Below are 15,940 nucleotides of genomic sequence, written 5' to 3'. Positions count from 1 at the left end.
TTGCCACCCTAAAATTTCCTACTTTGCCTTCGACAAAGCATTCGATAATCTATAGCTTCCACCATTAAAAGTTAGTACATGCGCATGGTGTATTAGACGATCCACTAAAGCTGCTGTAAGCCTAGAATCAATAAAAATTCTATTCCATTGACTAAATTCAAGATTTGAAGTAATTATTAAACTCTTCTGTTCATACCAATCTGCAATAAGTTGAAATAATAGCTCAGAACCTTCCTTACTAAAAGGTAGATAGCCCATTTCATCTAAAATAATCAAATCTACCTTCTCAAACTTTTTTCTAAAGGAAGGCAATTTATCCTGTTTCAACGCCTGCTCCAATTGCTCAATTAGAAGGGAAACACGATAAAACCTCACTTCATAACCCATTTCACAAGCTTTTCTCCCTAATCCCGTTGCTAGATGTGACTTTCCAGTACCTGGTGATCCAATTAATACGACATTTTGCTTTTGTTTAATAAAATCAATTCTCATTAATCCATCTTTATCAATATGAGTAGGAAATCGAATTCTTTCGTTCCACTCGTAATTACTCAAACACTTTGAGTCTAAGAACTTCGCATTTCTAATAAGGCGTTGTACCTTAGCTTTCTCACGTAATCGAAACTCTTCCTTAAACAATGCTTCTATATATTGGCTTGGTGATTCAAAGGGAATTGTCTCGTATATTTCTGATACATAAGCCAGCCGAAGAGATTTACACATAGAACGAATAGAATCACTCATGACTGACTCCCCCTTTCCATAGGAGCCAAGGAATCATACTCAGACCAGTCAAGCCCGAAGGGATTCTCACTCTTTTCGGAAATTAAATCGTAAAATTCCTCATTTACTCTTTTCATATCATGTGTCATCAGTAAATTAAGCATTTCTACTAATCTTTCTTTACGAATAACCAAGTCATCGACCATTAAATAATCATTGACTCTGCCTGGTAAGTATTTTTGATACCTTGAATAAGGGACTACTCTTGGTTTTCGAATCCAGTCCTTGAAAACTGTTACCCAAGGAATAGCTCGCTTCTTGTTCATATACGGCCTATAGTCTTCTATGAGAAGTTCTCCGTCAGGAGAAACAGCTTTAAATTTATCCCAAGCCAAAACAAAATATATAAAAGGAAAGTTTGCTGCTCTTGGAATATGTATTAGTGTATTATCTAACTTTGCTTCATTGAATTTATTTACCTTGGCTTCAACCTCTTTAAATACTGGATAGTCCTCAGTTGGCAACTCTAGTAAATGATTCTTCTCCTTATTCCAAAGATCTTCGATCATTACTTCTTTCTCATAATGAAGTCTTTTCCTATCATTTTCCAACTGAACACGAAGTGTTTCCGTTAAATCTTCATAACTATTCATGACTGGTGATGTTGCAAAGAAGTTGTATCTAATATAACCTACTTTATTTTCTACACTTCCTTTTTCATGGCCACTACGAGGGTTACAAACTTGCACATCAAACCCATAGTGGTTTTGAAATTGGATAAACGTGTCCGTTAACTTTGCTTCCTCGGTTTTTGACCTAACTTTCTTGACAGCAGGGGTTAAATTATCAATCCTAATATTTCTAGGTACACCTTTTATTTGTGTAAATAAATGTTTTAAGCCCTGAAGAAAACACTCCTGATTTTCGGATGGTAATGGTACAGCGAAAGCTGTGTTACTATATGGAAAAGACATAACTAGAACATGAGTATCCAGATATTCTCCATCTTTAACAACTTCCATTACTCCAAAGTCTACTTGAGCTTCACTAGGAGGGTGTTCTAAACGATCATGCCCTTTATCAAGCTGCTCGTTATGACTGTTCTCCCAATCAGAAATAAAATAACAAACTGTTCTATATGATCCTTTAAAACCATGTCCCTGTAACTCTTTAAATATCTGTTTATTTGTTATTCTTAATTTTTTCTTTAACTTACTATCTTCAAAGAGCCAATCTGAAACAATTTCTCCCCATTTTTCAGTATGCATCATTCCTTTGGAATGCTTAATCTTTGATTCAGGTAATTGATCTTCATCAGCGTACTTCTTAGCTGTTCTCCAATTAATTCCTAAAACTTCCTTTATTTTTGTTATAGATTGTCCTTTTTTGTTTCTTAGGTGTTTGATACAATTAATATCAGACATTGCTAGCATCCTTTCTACCTCCACTACAAAATTGCTCGACACAATTAATGTAGTGGGACTTGGGGTGACTGGCAAGTCTTTTTTTATGCACATAAAATTAGTGCAGGACTCTGCAATTTTCCATTGCAAAGCTCTGCACTTTTATTTTGCAATAAACAACCTACATTAGTAATTATTATCCAAGGGATAATTGCTAAAATTTAATAGCTTTGTCATACTACTTAATTTGTTTGTAACAGGTCAATAACACTATTCCTGTATGATTGTAAGTATCTTTTAAACATCTTAGGAGCAATCACACATGAAAAAATTGAAATCAATCCTTTGTTTTTTTCGTAGATACCATAAATACGATTATTACACTGAAACGTGTATAGATTGTGGAAAGAAAAAATAAATTCAACTAAAAGGTCCCGGTTATCTCTTGATTGCCGGGACTTTTTACGTTTTAAACTGCTCTTTCTCCGTGAAAATTGCTGAAGACAATAGGTGGGTCAAGGAACCTGTCCCTCCGTCCCATCTTAATAAAACCTTTAAATGCCATTAACTAAATTTACAATTTCATCCTGTATGATAGAAGTGTATAGGAAATTAGACATGGTAAAGGAGATAGAGAGATGGATGTAAAGGATATTCTTTCGAGCAGGGTTATACACTTTGCTAGTATGTTTCATGAAGAGGTTGAGTTGGGCGTTATACAGTTTTCTGATCATTATTATGTGTACGCATCGATTTGTAATGATCGTGGGGAGTTTTTGGGAAGAGGGATAGACAAAGTTGAGAGAGATGCTGCTCGTCAGGCTCTTAAGGAGCTTTATGTTAATGCTTATGATCGTTAAACGAAGAAACCAAGGGGAAGTTTTCTCCTTGGTTTCTTCGTCTAATCATACAATCTATTATCCATTACTATTATAAAGAATACTGCTTCTCAAAGTAATTCTGATATTCACCACTTAAAATCTGCTCCCACCACTCTTGGTTATCCAAGTACCATTGAATGGTTTGAGCAATTCCGGTTTCAAAGTTATACGTTGGTTTCCAACCTAACTTCTCTAGCTTAGTAGGATCAATCGCGTATCGTTTATCATGTCCTAAGCGATCTTTAACAAATTCTATTAAGTCTTCGGATTTACCTAGTGTTTTAACCACTTCTAAATTCGTTAATGGAATATTAATATAACATTCGTGGTGTATTATAAAATGTTAAAGTTTTTTAATTAACAAAAGAATCAATTTATGAAAATTATTGCAGCTAGCTAGGTACTCTATTTCATGCAAATGCTTTTTTGCTGCCATTAACGCTTGTTTCTCTTACTCTACAACTTTTGACAGATTTAGGATTGTATCTATGGTTATCCCTTCAAATATATATGTTTAATCTCTAATACTGAATCTTCATTTCTGTTTTTGAATTTTCATTTTCATCATACTCAATTGTCAAAGCTCCGATTAAGAACCCTAGCATCACAAATACTACCGGCCACCCTATAGCATCAAAAAAGACCAATTCAAAACTAATTACAACAAAACATAAAAATGATAAATCTTTTGTCCAATGTCTATTTTTATTTTTAAAATATTTTATTATTATAAATAGCACTAATGATAAATAAGAAGTTATTCCTACTAGCCCAAATTCAAAAAACCAAGAAAGATATTGATTATCCGTAGTACCAAAATCCTTTATAAGAACTGGATTTCTTAACATAAAATCCCCTACTGTTCCCGCACCATGACCAAATAACAAAATTGATCCTCCATTGTCAAACATATGATCAAAAATCATAGCAATTGTTAATGTTCTTTGTAGATTAGATCCATCAGTTGAATTTTTAGTTAATGAGTCTCCAAATCTATCAATTATTGTTTTTGCGATTTCATCAAAATTTAGAATTAAAAATAAAAACACAAAACTAGTGATAATACATATATTAATTGCTTTTAGATAATTAACTCGAGGTCTTAAGATCGAAAAAATAAACCTTTTATTATTTAATAATATATATACCATTATTATTAAAGCAAGGGCTAACCACGCGCTTCTAGATGAAGTTGTATATATATTTAACAGCAAGAGCACTTGTAAAACATACTTAATTGGTGACTTAATTAAATACATATTGCACAAAAATGCAATTATAAAAAATAAGCCACAAATTATAGGATGATGGAATACAGACATAGTACGATAAGCTGCAGAACCAAAGTGGTAATTATACCCGACTTCTGCCAAATCCATATAATTTAACAAAAGAGGTTTACGAAAAATGACCTGGTAGAGGTTTGCAACAGATAATATATTTAAAAATACTGTTAGCTGCTTGTAAAAATTCTCCATATATCCTACACCATATCGCAATAGGGAAAAAAACAAGTAAAATATTAATATTACTAGTATAAGATAACGTTTAGTTACAAATGCTATTTCATCAAATGAAACTAAATATATAGTCAATATAAATAGTATTGAGATAATTAATATTAATGAGTTCTTTCTAGAAATTCTTAAATCAGAGTCTCTAAATAACTTTAATAATAATAATAAAAGCAAACCCGCCATATATAAATATATTACTGTACTAGTAATAGGAAATCTCCACATTATACCTGCAACTATTCCTATCAATATTACATTAATATTTAAATCCCTTAAATTCATTTCTTTCAATTGATTAGACAACTCCCTAATAAAAATATAATGAGTTACTGGGTTAATTATACAATAAAGTTTTTATCAGAGGGGATTCATTTTTTTCCCAATTTTAGTTATGCTAATCCATGCATTCGTCCTGTTGCATTGTTAGCTATAAGTTGTGCATTCATCAATCTATTAAAACATCTGTTAATACCAATTTTATCTAGCATTATCTTTTAAATTTATTGTTGTTTACATCGTCAATGTAGATAACAACAATTTTTTTCCACATCCAAATCTTGTACAAACCTCTACGTTTTACATTTAGTGCTTATCCCCTCCAAAATTCGATATCCAGGGCGTATATTAATAATTCCATGTTTTATTGGAGCCACATTAACAAACCAAGTAAACCTTTGTCTCGTTGTAAGGGTTTCTTTAACCAAAAGTTTTGTTAGAGCTTTTGATTTATATTGATGATTTTTTTAATATAAAGTTCAAAGAACACATCAAGGAAAAGAAAAACTACAAGGAAGGGCATCGATGTATAATTTTTGATTGTTCCAAACAAAGTTAAAATAATAAGTGACTGAACTTTCTTAGTACTTGGTTGCATACATTCTTATTAGAAATTTTAAGGAAAAACTAATTGAAAACCAACTCAAACAATGTATAACTATTTTTCCCAATAATTTATTAGCAACTTTTATCGATTTCATCTATGAAGTATGGATAAATATTAAAATGAAAAGCAACGAAAATATTTAACCGTTGCTTTTTATTAACATTAATTTCAATTAAATAGAATACTGTTTTTCAAAATAACTTTGATATTCTCCACTTAGAATCTGCTCCCACCACTCTTGGTTATCCAGATACCATTGAATCGTTTGAGCAATCCCAGTTTCAAAGTTATACGTTGGTTTCCAACCTAACTTCTCTAGCTTAGTAGGATCAATCGCATATCGCATATCATGACCTAATCGATCTTTTACAAATTCAATTAAGTCTTCTGATTTTCCTAAAGTTTTAATGATGGTTTTAACGACTTCTAGATTTGTCCGTTCATTGTGTCCACCAACATTATACACTTCTCCATTCACACCTTCGTGTAATACTAAATCAATGGCCGAACAGTGATCTAATACATGTAACCAATCACGAATATTTTTTCCATCACCATACACAGGTACTTTTTGCTCATTTAACACACGCGAAATGGTTAATGGGATCAACTTCTCAGGGAAATGATAAGGTCCATAGTTATTGGAGCAACGTGTAATATTAACAGGTAATCCAAATGTTTCATGATATGCACGAACTAAAAAGTCTGAAGATGCTTTACTTGCACTGTATGGGCTATTCGGTTGTAATGGAGTTTCTTCAGTAAAGAAAGTAGTAGGATCAAAGTCCAGCTCTCCATACACTTCATCAGTTGATACATGTACGAACTTTTTTACATTAATGTTTTTGCTAGCGTCCAATAATACTTGGGTACCAAGGACATTCGTACGAACAAACACTTCTGGATCTGTGATTGAACGGTCTACATGACTTTCTGCAGCAAAGTGAACAACGTAATCAAACTTTTCTTGCTCAAAGAGATTAAAGATTGCTTCACGATCTGCAATGTCTGCTTTTACAAAGTAATAATTATCTTTGTTTTGGATATCTTTGTGTTTTGTAAGGTCTCCAGCATATGTTAGTAAATCTAAGTTAAAAATATCATATTGCTGGTATTTATTCACCATATATTGAACGAAGTTTCCTCCGATGAATCCTGCTCCACCTGTTACAACAACTTTTTGTTTAGACATAATTACACCTCTTGATATAATTCTTTAATATAATGTTGTAGTGCATCTTCCCATTTAGGTAAAGGCTTAAAACCATTTACAGATAATTTATCCTTTGACATACGAGAATTTTTTGGCCTTACCGCCCGTGTAGGATATTCATCAGTTGAGATTGCGTTTACCTTTACTTTTTTACCTGCTTGTTTAAATATCTCTTTAGCAAAATCAGCCCAGCTACAGAATCCCTCATTAGAAGCATGGTAGATTCCGTACTTGTTAGTAAGTATCATATCAATTAATAAACATGCTAAATCAAATGTATAGGTTGGGGAACCATACTGATCACCAACAACGTTTAACTCTTCTCGCGTTTCCGATAATCGAAGCATCGTCTTAATAAAATTGTTTCCATTAGAACCAAATACCCATGATATTCTTACGATAAAAAATTGCTCAATTGTGGATTGAACTATTTTTTCAGCTTCATACTTTGTCACACCATAATAACCAATTGGATTTGCTTTATCTGTTTCTAAAAAAGGTTTTTCTCCTTCTCCGTCAAATACATAATCTGTACTAATAAACATGAACTTTGCATTGACTTCTTTTGCTGCATTCACAAGATACCTCGTACCCTCGACGTTTACATTCCAACATGTTTCTTTATCATCCTCAGCTTTATCTACTGCTGTATAAGCTGCACAATGAATAATTGCATCTGGTTCAACCTTTTTTACAAACTGATAAACAGCTTCTTCATTTGTAATATCTAAATCTTTAGATCCTACACCGATCATCTCAAAATTTTCATTTTCACCACGATGATAAACATCATACCCTAATTGACCTGTGAATCCAGTAACTAGTATTTTCATCCTATTCTTCTCCAAAGATAAAGTTATTATCGGCATCTTTTAATTGAGGTGCATTCTTATCTTTATCTGATAAAACTGGTTTGATATTCATTGGCCATTCAATTCCGATTGAAGGATCATTCCAAATAATTCCTCGATCACATTCAGGTGCATATAGCTCGTCCACTTTATATTGAACCTCTACGTCATCTGTTAAAGTCATAAAACCATGTGCAAATCCTTGAGGAATTAAGAGTTGCTTTTTATTTTCAGCTGTTAATTCAATTCCAAACCATTGACCATATGAAGGGCTTCCTTGGCGTATATCTACAGCCACATCAAAGATTGAACCTTTTGTACAACGAACAAGTTTTGCTTGTGCTTTAGGGTTTAATTGATAATGTAGCCCTCGAAGAGTTCCTTTAGTTGCTGAAAAGGATTGGTTATCTTGAACAAACTTTAAGGTAATTCCAGCTTCTTCAAACTTTGTATGACTATATGTTTCCATAAACCAGCCACGATGATCGCCAAAAACTGCTGGTTCAATAATAACAACGCCATCTAAATGAGTTTTTGTAATCTTCATCTCTTCCACACTTTCAATATTAATATTTTATATCACCATTTGCTACTTTCATTAAATACTGTCCATATCCTGTTTTACTTAACTTTTCACCACATTCCCATAAATGCTCTTTAGCAATCCATCCATTTATATATGCTATTTCCTCAAGAGCGGCGATTTTTATACCTTGGTGATCTTCTACAGTTTTAACAAAATTTGTTGCTTCCACTAAACTTTGGTGTGTACCAGTATCAAGCCAAGTAAAGCCTCTGCCTAATAATTCAACTTCTAACTCACCAAGCTTTAAATACGCTTCATTAATAGATGTTATTTCTAATTCTCCACGAGCTGAAGGTTTTACATTCTTTGCAATATCAACTACTCGGTTATCATAAAAATATAATCCAGTAATTGCATAATTAGACTTCGGTACCTTAGGTTTTTCTTCTACACTTAGCACTTTCCCATTTTTATCAAACTCTACTACTCCAAAACGTTCTGGGTCTTGGACATGATAACCAAATACAGTTGCTCCATGTTCCTTACTAGCAGCTCTTTGTAATATTTTTCTCATCCCACTACCATAATAAATATTATCTCCTAAAACCATAGCAACAGTATCATTACCGATGAATTCCTCACCCAATATAAAAGCTTGGGCTAAACCATCTGGTCTAGGTTGTACTTTATATTGAAGGGAAATACCAAACTGTGAACCATCTCCGAGTAAATTTTCAAATCTTTTTATATCTTCTGGAGTTGATATTATTAAAATTTCTCTAATTCCTGCCAACATTAATGTGGAAAGAGGATAGTAAATCATTGGTTTATCATAAATAGGTAATAATTGTTTACTCGTAACCATAGTAAGTGGAAATAGGCGTGTACCCGAACCTCCTGCTAAAATAATTCCTTTCATATTTAAAGCTCCTTCCTTTAATTATCTGTTTACAAACAAATACTAGTAAAATTGATACTCAAACAAATTATTCTTTCTTGAAATCAAGCCTTTTTAGAATTGGTAAGTGAATCCTATTAATTAACATTGATAGTTGATTTCTTTTAGCTAATGAAAGCAGAAGCTGTAATGGATTAAATTCGTGTAAAAACAGACTAGGAAATATGTATAGACCAAAAATAAGAAAACACTTTTGAAAATCCCAACAATAATGTTAGCGACCAAACTACACATTAGGAGGATCCAAAGTGCTTTCCTTATCACTAAATTTGCCAGAAATTGAAGTTGCTAAACAGGAAGTATTAACATCAAATTATTTAATTGTTGTTCAAAAGAAATCAGATGAAGAACATTGTTCTTTATCCTGTCTTCTCTTATCTGTTGTTCACGGTTGAAGGTCAAAAGAAGTAAGGTATACTGATATTTCTCAAAAACAAGTATATGGTAAATTAAGGTGAAACGTTATCACTGTTTGAATTGTAATGAGGTAGTTTACGAGTCAGCAAAACCTGGTAAAGCTAAAATGAACGTTCTTCATGAATACTTGTATCAACTTTGCTAACATACTTCAAATCCTAGGTCTATCTTGATACAAATTGCTTGATTTGTTTAAATGATGATACAATTTCCTTTTTCTTTATTAAGAGGTATAATCCATAAACAACCAGGTAGATTAAAGCAGCACTCATTGAGTTAACATACCAAGATATTATAATAAATAAAAATGTAATAATTATTTCAAGCAATATGTCCTTTTTTACAGCTATATTAAGTATTTTTGATAAAAATACTTCTGCAAGTACGCATCTAAATGCTAATAGAAGAACTATTGAGAGAATAGATAAAGTAAGACTCTTAAATACTGATGTGCAAACAATCGTAAGTATAATACTTAATACAACTGTTATTATGTTTACATTTAATATTACTCTTTCTTTACGTAGTGATTTTAAATAAGTATTTATCAATAAAGACATTTTTCCCTCGTATAGACACATAGGAAAGATTAATGCCATATATAAGAAACTTTCAACATATTGTGGTAACCAAATTGATAGAGTAATTTTTAAAGGATAGAATATTATTAAAATCCCTAGAAGAATGGACATTAGAAACGCCCTCAATATTGTATAAATCCTTGGTAATTCCTGCTCGTTGATCCTTCGTAGCATAGGAAACATTACTATTCCGACCGCATTAATGAATATCATTATAAGATTAGAAATACTTATAATCAATGATATTTTCCCAAAAGTTGATACATCCCAAGTACGTTCAATTCCAAACCGAACAATCCCTAGAATTAAAATGCTAGCAATATTAGCAAACATCAATTTTATCCCAACACTTATATTCTTCCACATTTCTCCTATGCCAAAGTAAAACTCGCTCATTCTTCTAAAAACAATATCTCTACAGTAATATATTGTAAATAACAAAGAAGCAGTCTTTCCTATTATGTCAGCCAAAACTAAAAGATTATATTGCCTAATACCTAATAAAAATAGAAGTAATAGAATTAGGCAACAATAAAGAACTTTTTCAATCATCGTTATTTTTGCATATTCTTTTATTCGATTTGTTCCTTGCAATATATAAATCAACATGTACCTTACATTAACTATAATTGTACATATAGCGATCATTTTAAATATGAATAGTTTATCTAGATCCGCCGCAAATAATGTTGCAATAACTAAAATAGTTATTCCTACTATAACCTGAAGAATAACCAACATCCAAAATTGAGAAAAGAATAAATTCTTATCTAGGTCCTTATACTCTTTCCCACCATATCTAAGGTATACACCGTCATTCCAACCTAGATGCAAAAATCCTACATAAGAAGAATAAAACAAATATAATTGCCAATAACCATATTCTTCGATCCCGATGAATTTTGGCACTATCAAAATTACTATTGTTGATATGAACATCGATACTAAATTGGATATTAGTGAGTATGAAAAATTTTTCATTAATGAAACTGTTTTGTTATTCAATGTTCATCCCTCGTCATTACTACATCTACAAATTGTAATACCTTAAAGAAGAATTTCTCTTCATCAACTAAATTGTTTAAATTTTACTAATTAATAACAAGTCATATTATTCCCTTAACAATAGTAGATTTCACTTTATACAAATTACTTTATTATTTTTATTAATTGAATAATAGATTTTAAAGTATGCCTATAGATAAATCTATTCTTTTGAGAGCTATTTTTCAAATATTCATTTGTTGCCGAATCCTCTTTATGAAATAACGTCAAGTCAGGACTATACATAGTTTTCAATCTATGTTTTCTACACAAATGAAACAGTATATCTTCTTCAAAATACATAAAGGTTTTATCATAAAGTCCATCAAACTTCTGAATATACAATGGTGAAAAAATTAAACAACTTCCGTGCAACTGAACATTCATAAGTTCCTGGTCATGTCTTGTAACATGTATGTTTACCTTCTTGTAGTTCCCTAAGATTTTTTTTATTAATGACTCCAACTTTAAATAGTTTAATGATAATAACACAAAGTGCCTTATAAATTGATATAATGCATCCTTTATTGATCTTATCCTTATGGGCTGAGGGTTTTGATGTTTTTTGTCAACAGTTGAAATTATATTTGGACCTAAAACAGCATATTTATTAACTTTAAATAAACTAACAACTTGTTCTAAAAAGTCCTGCTGTTCTACAACAGTATCATTGTTCATTAGAACAATAAAATCAGACTTATTTTCATATTTTGCCTTATAAAAACCAATATTGTTACCTTTAGCAAAACCTAGATTGAAATCAGAAATTATTACCTTAACTTTATTATTATCCCGATACCTTATCTTTAAGCTCTCTCCTGAACCATTTGGTGAACCATTATCTACTACTAGAATATTATAATGCTGATATCTCACATTGTTTACTATTGAATTAATACATTCAATAGTATCCTGTTCAGTTAGATAATGTAATATTACAAATGTTATTCTCATTAATATTTCTCCTATATATTATCTATAATACATGTAATATTTTTCACATAATTATCAATATTAAAGATACTGCTTCTTTTCTCTTTTCCCTTTTGACCAATACTTTTCCTTAACTCTTTATTAGAAACAAGTTCTAGTACTCTCTCGCTCATTTCTGAAGCATCAATATGGTTTACCAAGAAACCATCAATCTTATTTTCAATTATTTCAGTTGGACCACCATGGTTTGTTGCTACTACAGGGATTTCTCTTTCCATAGCTTCTAACACTACCAAGCCAAATGGTTCAGGTTGAATAGAAGGCAGTACAAAAATATCTATATTATTATAAAAGTCATTCATATCTTCTACTTGTCCCAATAAAGTAACTTTTGATTCTAAACCTTTATTTTTTATATACTCTTTTAGATCGTCTTTAATATGACTTTCTCCCTTATAGACATCACCCGCAATAACAAATCTAGCTGTTTCATTTTTTATAAGTACTTTCTCAGCCATATCAACAAAGAGTTTTTGTCCTTTCCATCTATTAATTCTACCTGCCATTCCTATTACTATGTCACCCTGATTTTCAGCTTTATTGATAATTCGATTATTTGTGCTTTCGATTGCATTATAAACAACTCTTATTTTTTTACTACTAGTACTGATCGCTAGTGCTGTTGCTTTACTATTAGCGATAATGATATCTGCAAATACCTTGACAATACTTGACACTGTTTTTCTTTCAATATTATTGTTAATAATTTCTCTAATATGCCAAATACTTTTTCTCCCCATGAGTTTAGCAGCAATTCCACCTGGGAAAACCACGGAAGTATTTGTATATACTACGTGTATTTTTTTCTTTAATATAACTTTAATTAAAAAGATTAAAGAACCTACAAATTTACACGTGTATTTTATTAGTCCCATCACAGATAAATCTTTTCGCCTTAAAGTCGCAATATCTTTAATTTGTACATCAACGCTTTTAATTTTTTTTAATTCATTAACTAATGGACCCTCTTCGGGTAAAATAATAGTAATTCCATAATTATTTCCATTAATATTTTTAACTATATTTAATAGGGACCTATCCGAGCCATATAATTCTGAACTGGAATGTAAAAATAATAAATTCTTCTTCATAAAATCCCCTCTTTTAATGGATTATTCTTTAATATTAGTTAATTGTTTTCTTATTTATACCATTTGTAAAGAGATTCTCATACTGATTCACAATTAATCGCCAAGAATATGCATCATGAATTCTCTGTTTCGCTTTTTTACCCATATTTTCCACTTCAACATCAGATAATAAGTCAGCTAAACCAATAATCTTTTCTAAATCTCCTATTGTTTTATTAAAGTAAAGAGCAGTATCTTTTCCAACTTCTTTATTAAACTTTACATCTAATAATATATTTAATGAGGTTGTGGCCATTGCTTCTAATAAGGATGGATTTGTACCACCAACCTCATGTCCATGAAAATATCCAAAGGCGTTTTTTCTAACTTGATATAACAAATCTTGTTCATATATTGTTCCAACAAACTTAATTCTTCTATCAGAATCAAACCTCGTTCTTTTCCTCAATTCGTTATAAAATTTATTTCTTTCAACATTGGTAACAATTATTAAGGACTTTTTAGTTTTTGATTTCATAAATTCTTTAATTATAAGTTCATAATTATTTTCAGCAACAAAACGACCAACAATAAGATAGTAGTCATTTCCTTTTAAATTCCATTTTGTTAACCATTGATGATATTTATTTTCACAAAGATTGTCGGGTTTATTTATTGTAGCTCCATACGCAATAAAAGTTGTTTTAGGATTATATAGAGTATACTCTTCATTTATATACCTTTCTATTTCAACTGAATCACAAATTGCTGCATCTGTATTTTTTATCATGAGTCTCTCTGAGAATTTCCAATACTTGCGAATTAAAAAATTCCATTTCGCTCTTTTCCATTCATGGCCATCAGGATTCACATAAACCGGAACATGCATTTGTTCAAATCTTTTTTTATAATATTTCATAAAAGGCCCTACTCTACACGCTAAAATATAAACAGTTGAATTCTGAAGTTTATTATCTTTAATATAATCATAAACTCGTTTCATAGACATAAGATCATAGATAACTGCTTTCGCAGGTCCGACATTAGGTGTTTTCACATTGAAACAACGTGCACCGTTATGCTCATATTCCTCATTACTCTTTTCTGATAAACAAGAAATATGGTATTTAATATTTTGATTTTCTTTATATTCTGTTAATTTTTCTACAAATGTTTCAAATCCTCCATATTGAGAAGGTATTCCCTTACTCCCAATTATAAATATATTTTTCATATTAATTTATAATCACTCACTTCATATTTTTTAAGTACCTAAGTATATACATTTCCACTAAAATGCATTTTTAGAACCAAATAAAACAATTACAGTTTTTATTATGATTTTTATATCTAACCAAAAATTACAATTACGAATATAATACAAATCCATTTCAACCATCTCTTCAAATCCAACACTATTTCTAGCACTTGCTTGCCATATACCCGTACAACCAGGTGTAACAAGTAACCTTTGTTTTTGATAACTTGTATATTCTTTCACTTCTCGTGGTAAAGGTGGTCTTGGACCGACTAAACTCATATCTCCTTTTAACACATTGAAAAGTTGTGGTAATTCATCAATACTTGTTTTACGTATGAACTTTCCGACTTTTGTAACCCTTGGGTCATCCTTCATTTTAAACATTGCACCATTTACTTCATTATACTTTAATAAATCTTCAAGTTTTGCTTCAGCATCTACTATCATTGAACGGAATTTATACATGTGAAACTCTTTCCCATCTTTACCTACTCTTCTTTGAGTAAAGATAACCGGTCCCTTTGGGTCTTCAATCTTTATCAAAATAGCAATTATAAAAAGTATGATACTTAAGAGAATTATACCGAACATAGAAGCAACAACATCTAATACTCTTTTTGAAAAAATATAAAAAACTCTTCGTTTTCCGACTTTAATTTCTAATTCATTTGTAGCTGTATCCACTGAACTTTGATTTGCAAGGTTAGACATTTTAACTCTCTCCTAACCTATAAACTTATTTTATTTTTCTTTAAGATATTTTCCATCAATTCTAGAAGTTGACCTTTTAAGTCTTCATTCTTTAAGGCAAACTCAATCGTAGTCTGAATAAAGCCAAACTTCTCACCCACATCATAACGGATTCCTTCAAAATCGTAAGCATAGACCGATTGTTCTTCATTTAAGCATTGAATTGCATCTGTTAATTGTATTTCTCCACCCGCACCTGTTTCATGTCTTTCTAGTTGATCAAATATTTGAGGAGTTAAAATATATCTACCCATAATAGCTAAATTAGAAGGTGCTGTCCCCTTCTTTGGTTTTTCCACAAATCGATTAACTTTATATAGATTCCCGTTTTTCTTCAATGGATCAATGATCCCATAACGGTGAGTTTGATCAGCATCTACAGTTTGAACTCCAATAACAGATGAACCCGTTTTCTCATATTCATTAACAAGCTGTTTTACACAAGGTATTTCGGCTTCAACAATGTCATCCCCTAATAATACTGCAAATGGCTCATCACCAATAAACTTTCTAGCACACCAGACGGCATGACCCAAACCCATTGGCTCTTTTTGACGTATATAATGGAGGTTAATCTTTGAAGATTGTTTAACTTTATCTAAGAGATCATATTTCTCTTTTTCAATCAAATTTTGCTCTAGTTCAAAGTTGTGATCAAAGTGATCCTCAATAGCTCGTTTCCCTTTTCCTGTAACGATTATGATGTCTTCAATACCTGATTCGATTGCTTCTTCAATAATATATTGAATCGTAGGCTTATCCACAATGGGTAACATCTCTTTTGGCATAGCCTTTGTTGCAGGTAAAAATCTTGTTCCTAATCCAGCCGCTGGGATAATCGCTTTTCTTACCTTTTTCATTCCAAGTCC

Annotated in this window: 15 protein-coding genes and 1 pseudogene; 2 read left to right on the top strand and 14 right to left on the bottom strand. The window is 31.3% G+C overall.

The features are described 5' to 3' along the window. Positions 1–18: 18 nt before the first annotated feature. Positions 19–744 (bottom strand): IS21-like element helper ATPase IstB, encoded by a 726-nt coding sequence (gene istB / locus LC095_RS09935; protein ID WP_226528043.1) that lies wholly within the window; start codon positions 742–744, stop codon positions 19–21. Further along, positions 741–2,156, bottom strand: a complete 1,416-nt coding sequence (gene istA, locus LC095_RS09930; RefSeq protein ID WP_226528042.1) for an IS21 family transposase — start codon at positions 2,154–2,156, stop codon at positions 741–743. The genes istB and istA overlap by 4 nt, the downstream gene beginning before the upstream one ends. A gap of 608 nt (positions 2,157–2,764) precedes the next feature. Between istA and LC095_RS09925 the strand changes: the two genes are divergently transcribed. Then, on the top strand, positions 2,765–2,986 hold the full coding sequence (locus LC095_RS09925) for a hypothetical protein (protein WP_226528041.1): 222 nt from the start codon (positions 2,765–2,767) through the stop codon (positions 2,984–2,986). Between the two features lie 70 nt (positions 2,987–3,056). On the opposite strand, the pseudogene LC095_RS09920 reads toward LC095_RS09925, so the two are convergent. The 6 genes and pseudogenes from LC095_RS09920 to rfbA all read right to left on the bottom strand — a co-directional run. Beyond that, positions 3,057–3,308: pseudogene (locus tag LC095_RS09920) on the bottom strand (GDP-mannose 4,6-dehydratase); the annotation flags it as partial. 220 nt (positions 3,309–3,528) lie between these two features. After that, entirely contained in the window at positions 3,529–4,806 is a 1,278-nt protein-coding gene (locus tag LC095_RS09915) for an O-antigen ligase family protein (RefSeq protein ID WP_226528052.1), read from the bottom strand. A 773-nt stretch (positions 4,807–5,579) separates the two neighbouring features. Next, positions 5,580–6,599: a dTDP-glucose 4,6-dehydratase gene (gene rfbB / locus LC095_RS09910; RefSeq protein WP_226528040.1), complete on the bottom strand. Its 1,020-nt coding sequence runs from the start codon at positions 6,597–6,599 to the stop codon at positions 5,580–5,582. Between the two features lie 2 nt (positions 6,600–6,601). Continuing rightward, the gene (gene rfbD, locus LC095_RS09905; protein ID WP_226528039.1) at positions 6,602–7,453 is read right to left on the bottom strand and encodes a dTDP-4-dehydrorhamnose reductase; all 852 of its coding nucleotides are present in this window, start codon (positions 7,451–7,453) and stop codon (positions 6,602–6,604) included. Position 7,454: 1 nt separating this feature from the next. Further along, positions 7,455–8,018 (bottom strand): dTDP-4-dehydrorhamnose 3,5-epimerase, encoded by a 564-nt coding sequence (gene rfbC / locus LC095_RS09900; RefSeq protein ID WP_226528038.1) that lies wholly within the window; start codon positions 8,016–8,018, stop codon positions 7,455–7,457. Between the two features lie 19 nt (positions 8,019–8,037). Continuing rightward, a complete protein-coding gene (gene rfbA / locus LC095_RS09895) occupies positions 8,038–8,916 on the bottom strand; it encodes a glucose-1-phosphate thymidylyltransferase RfbA (RefSeq protein WP_226528037.1) in 879 nt (292 codons plus the stop codon). 287 nt (positions 8,917–9,203) lie between these two features. On the opposite strand from rfbA, the gene LC095_RS09890 reads away from it, so the two are divergent. Continuing rightward, positions 9,204–9,350 carry a hypothetical protein gene (locus tag LC095_RS09890; protein WP_226528036.1) on the top strand — a complete coding sequence of 49 codons (147 nt, stop codon included), beginning with the start codon at positions 9,204–9,206 and terminating at the stop codon, positions 9,348–9,350. A gap of 186 nt (positions 9,351–9,536) precedes the next feature. Here the strand turns inward: LC095_RS09890 and LC095_RS09885 are convergent, their stop codons facing one another. The 6 genes from LC095_RS09885 to galU form a co-directional block, all read right to left on the bottom strand. Beyond that, positions 9,537–10,934, bottom strand: coding sequence for an oligosaccharide flippase family protein (locus LC095_RS09885; protein ID WP_226528035.1), 1,398 nt, complete (start codon positions 10,932–10,934; stop codon positions 9,537–9,539). A gap of 168 nt (positions 10,935–11,102) precedes the next feature. Next, entirely contained in the window at positions 11,103–11,951 is an 849-nt protein-coding gene (locus LC095_RS09880; protein WP_226528034.1) for a glycosyltransferase, read from the bottom strand. Between the two features lie 11 nt (positions 11,952–11,962). Further along, complete coding sequence (locus LC095_RS09875) at positions 11,963–13,081, bottom strand: glycosyltransferase family 4 protein (protein WP_226528033.1); 1,119 nt, start codon at positions 13,079–13,081, stop codon at positions 11,963–11,965. Between the two features lie 34 nt (positions 13,082–13,115). Then, positions 13,116–14,294 (bottom strand): beta 1-4 rhamnosyltransferase Cps2T, encoded by a 1,179-nt coding sequence (cps2T, locus tag LC095_RS09870; RefSeq protein ID WP_226528032.1) that lies wholly within the window; start codon positions 14,292–14,294, stop codon positions 13,116–13,118. A 57-nt stretch (positions 14,295–14,351) separates the two neighbouring features. Next, positions 14,352–15,032 carry a sugar transferase gene (locus LC095_RS09865; protein ID WP_226528031.1) on the bottom strand — a complete coding sequence of 227 codons (681 nt, stop codon included), beginning with the start codon at positions 15,030–15,032 and terminating at the stop codon, positions 14,352–14,354. Between the two features lie 17 nt (positions 15,033–15,049). Continuing rightward, a complete protein-coding gene (galU, locus tag LC095_RS09860; RefSeq protein ID WP_226528030.1) occupies positions 15,050–15,931 on the bottom strand; it encodes a UTP--glucose-1-phosphate uridylyltransferase GalU in 882 nt (293 codons plus the stop codon). Between the last annotated feature and the right edge of the window lie 9 nt (positions 15,932–15,940).

The organism is Metabacillus niabensis, assembly GCF_020524345.1.
In the GTDB taxonomy this organism is placed as follows: Bacteria; Bacillota; Bacilli; order Bacillales; family Bacillaceae; genus Metabacillus; species Metabacillus niabensis_B.
This window is presented reverse-complemented; position numbering and strand designations above follow the sequence as displayed.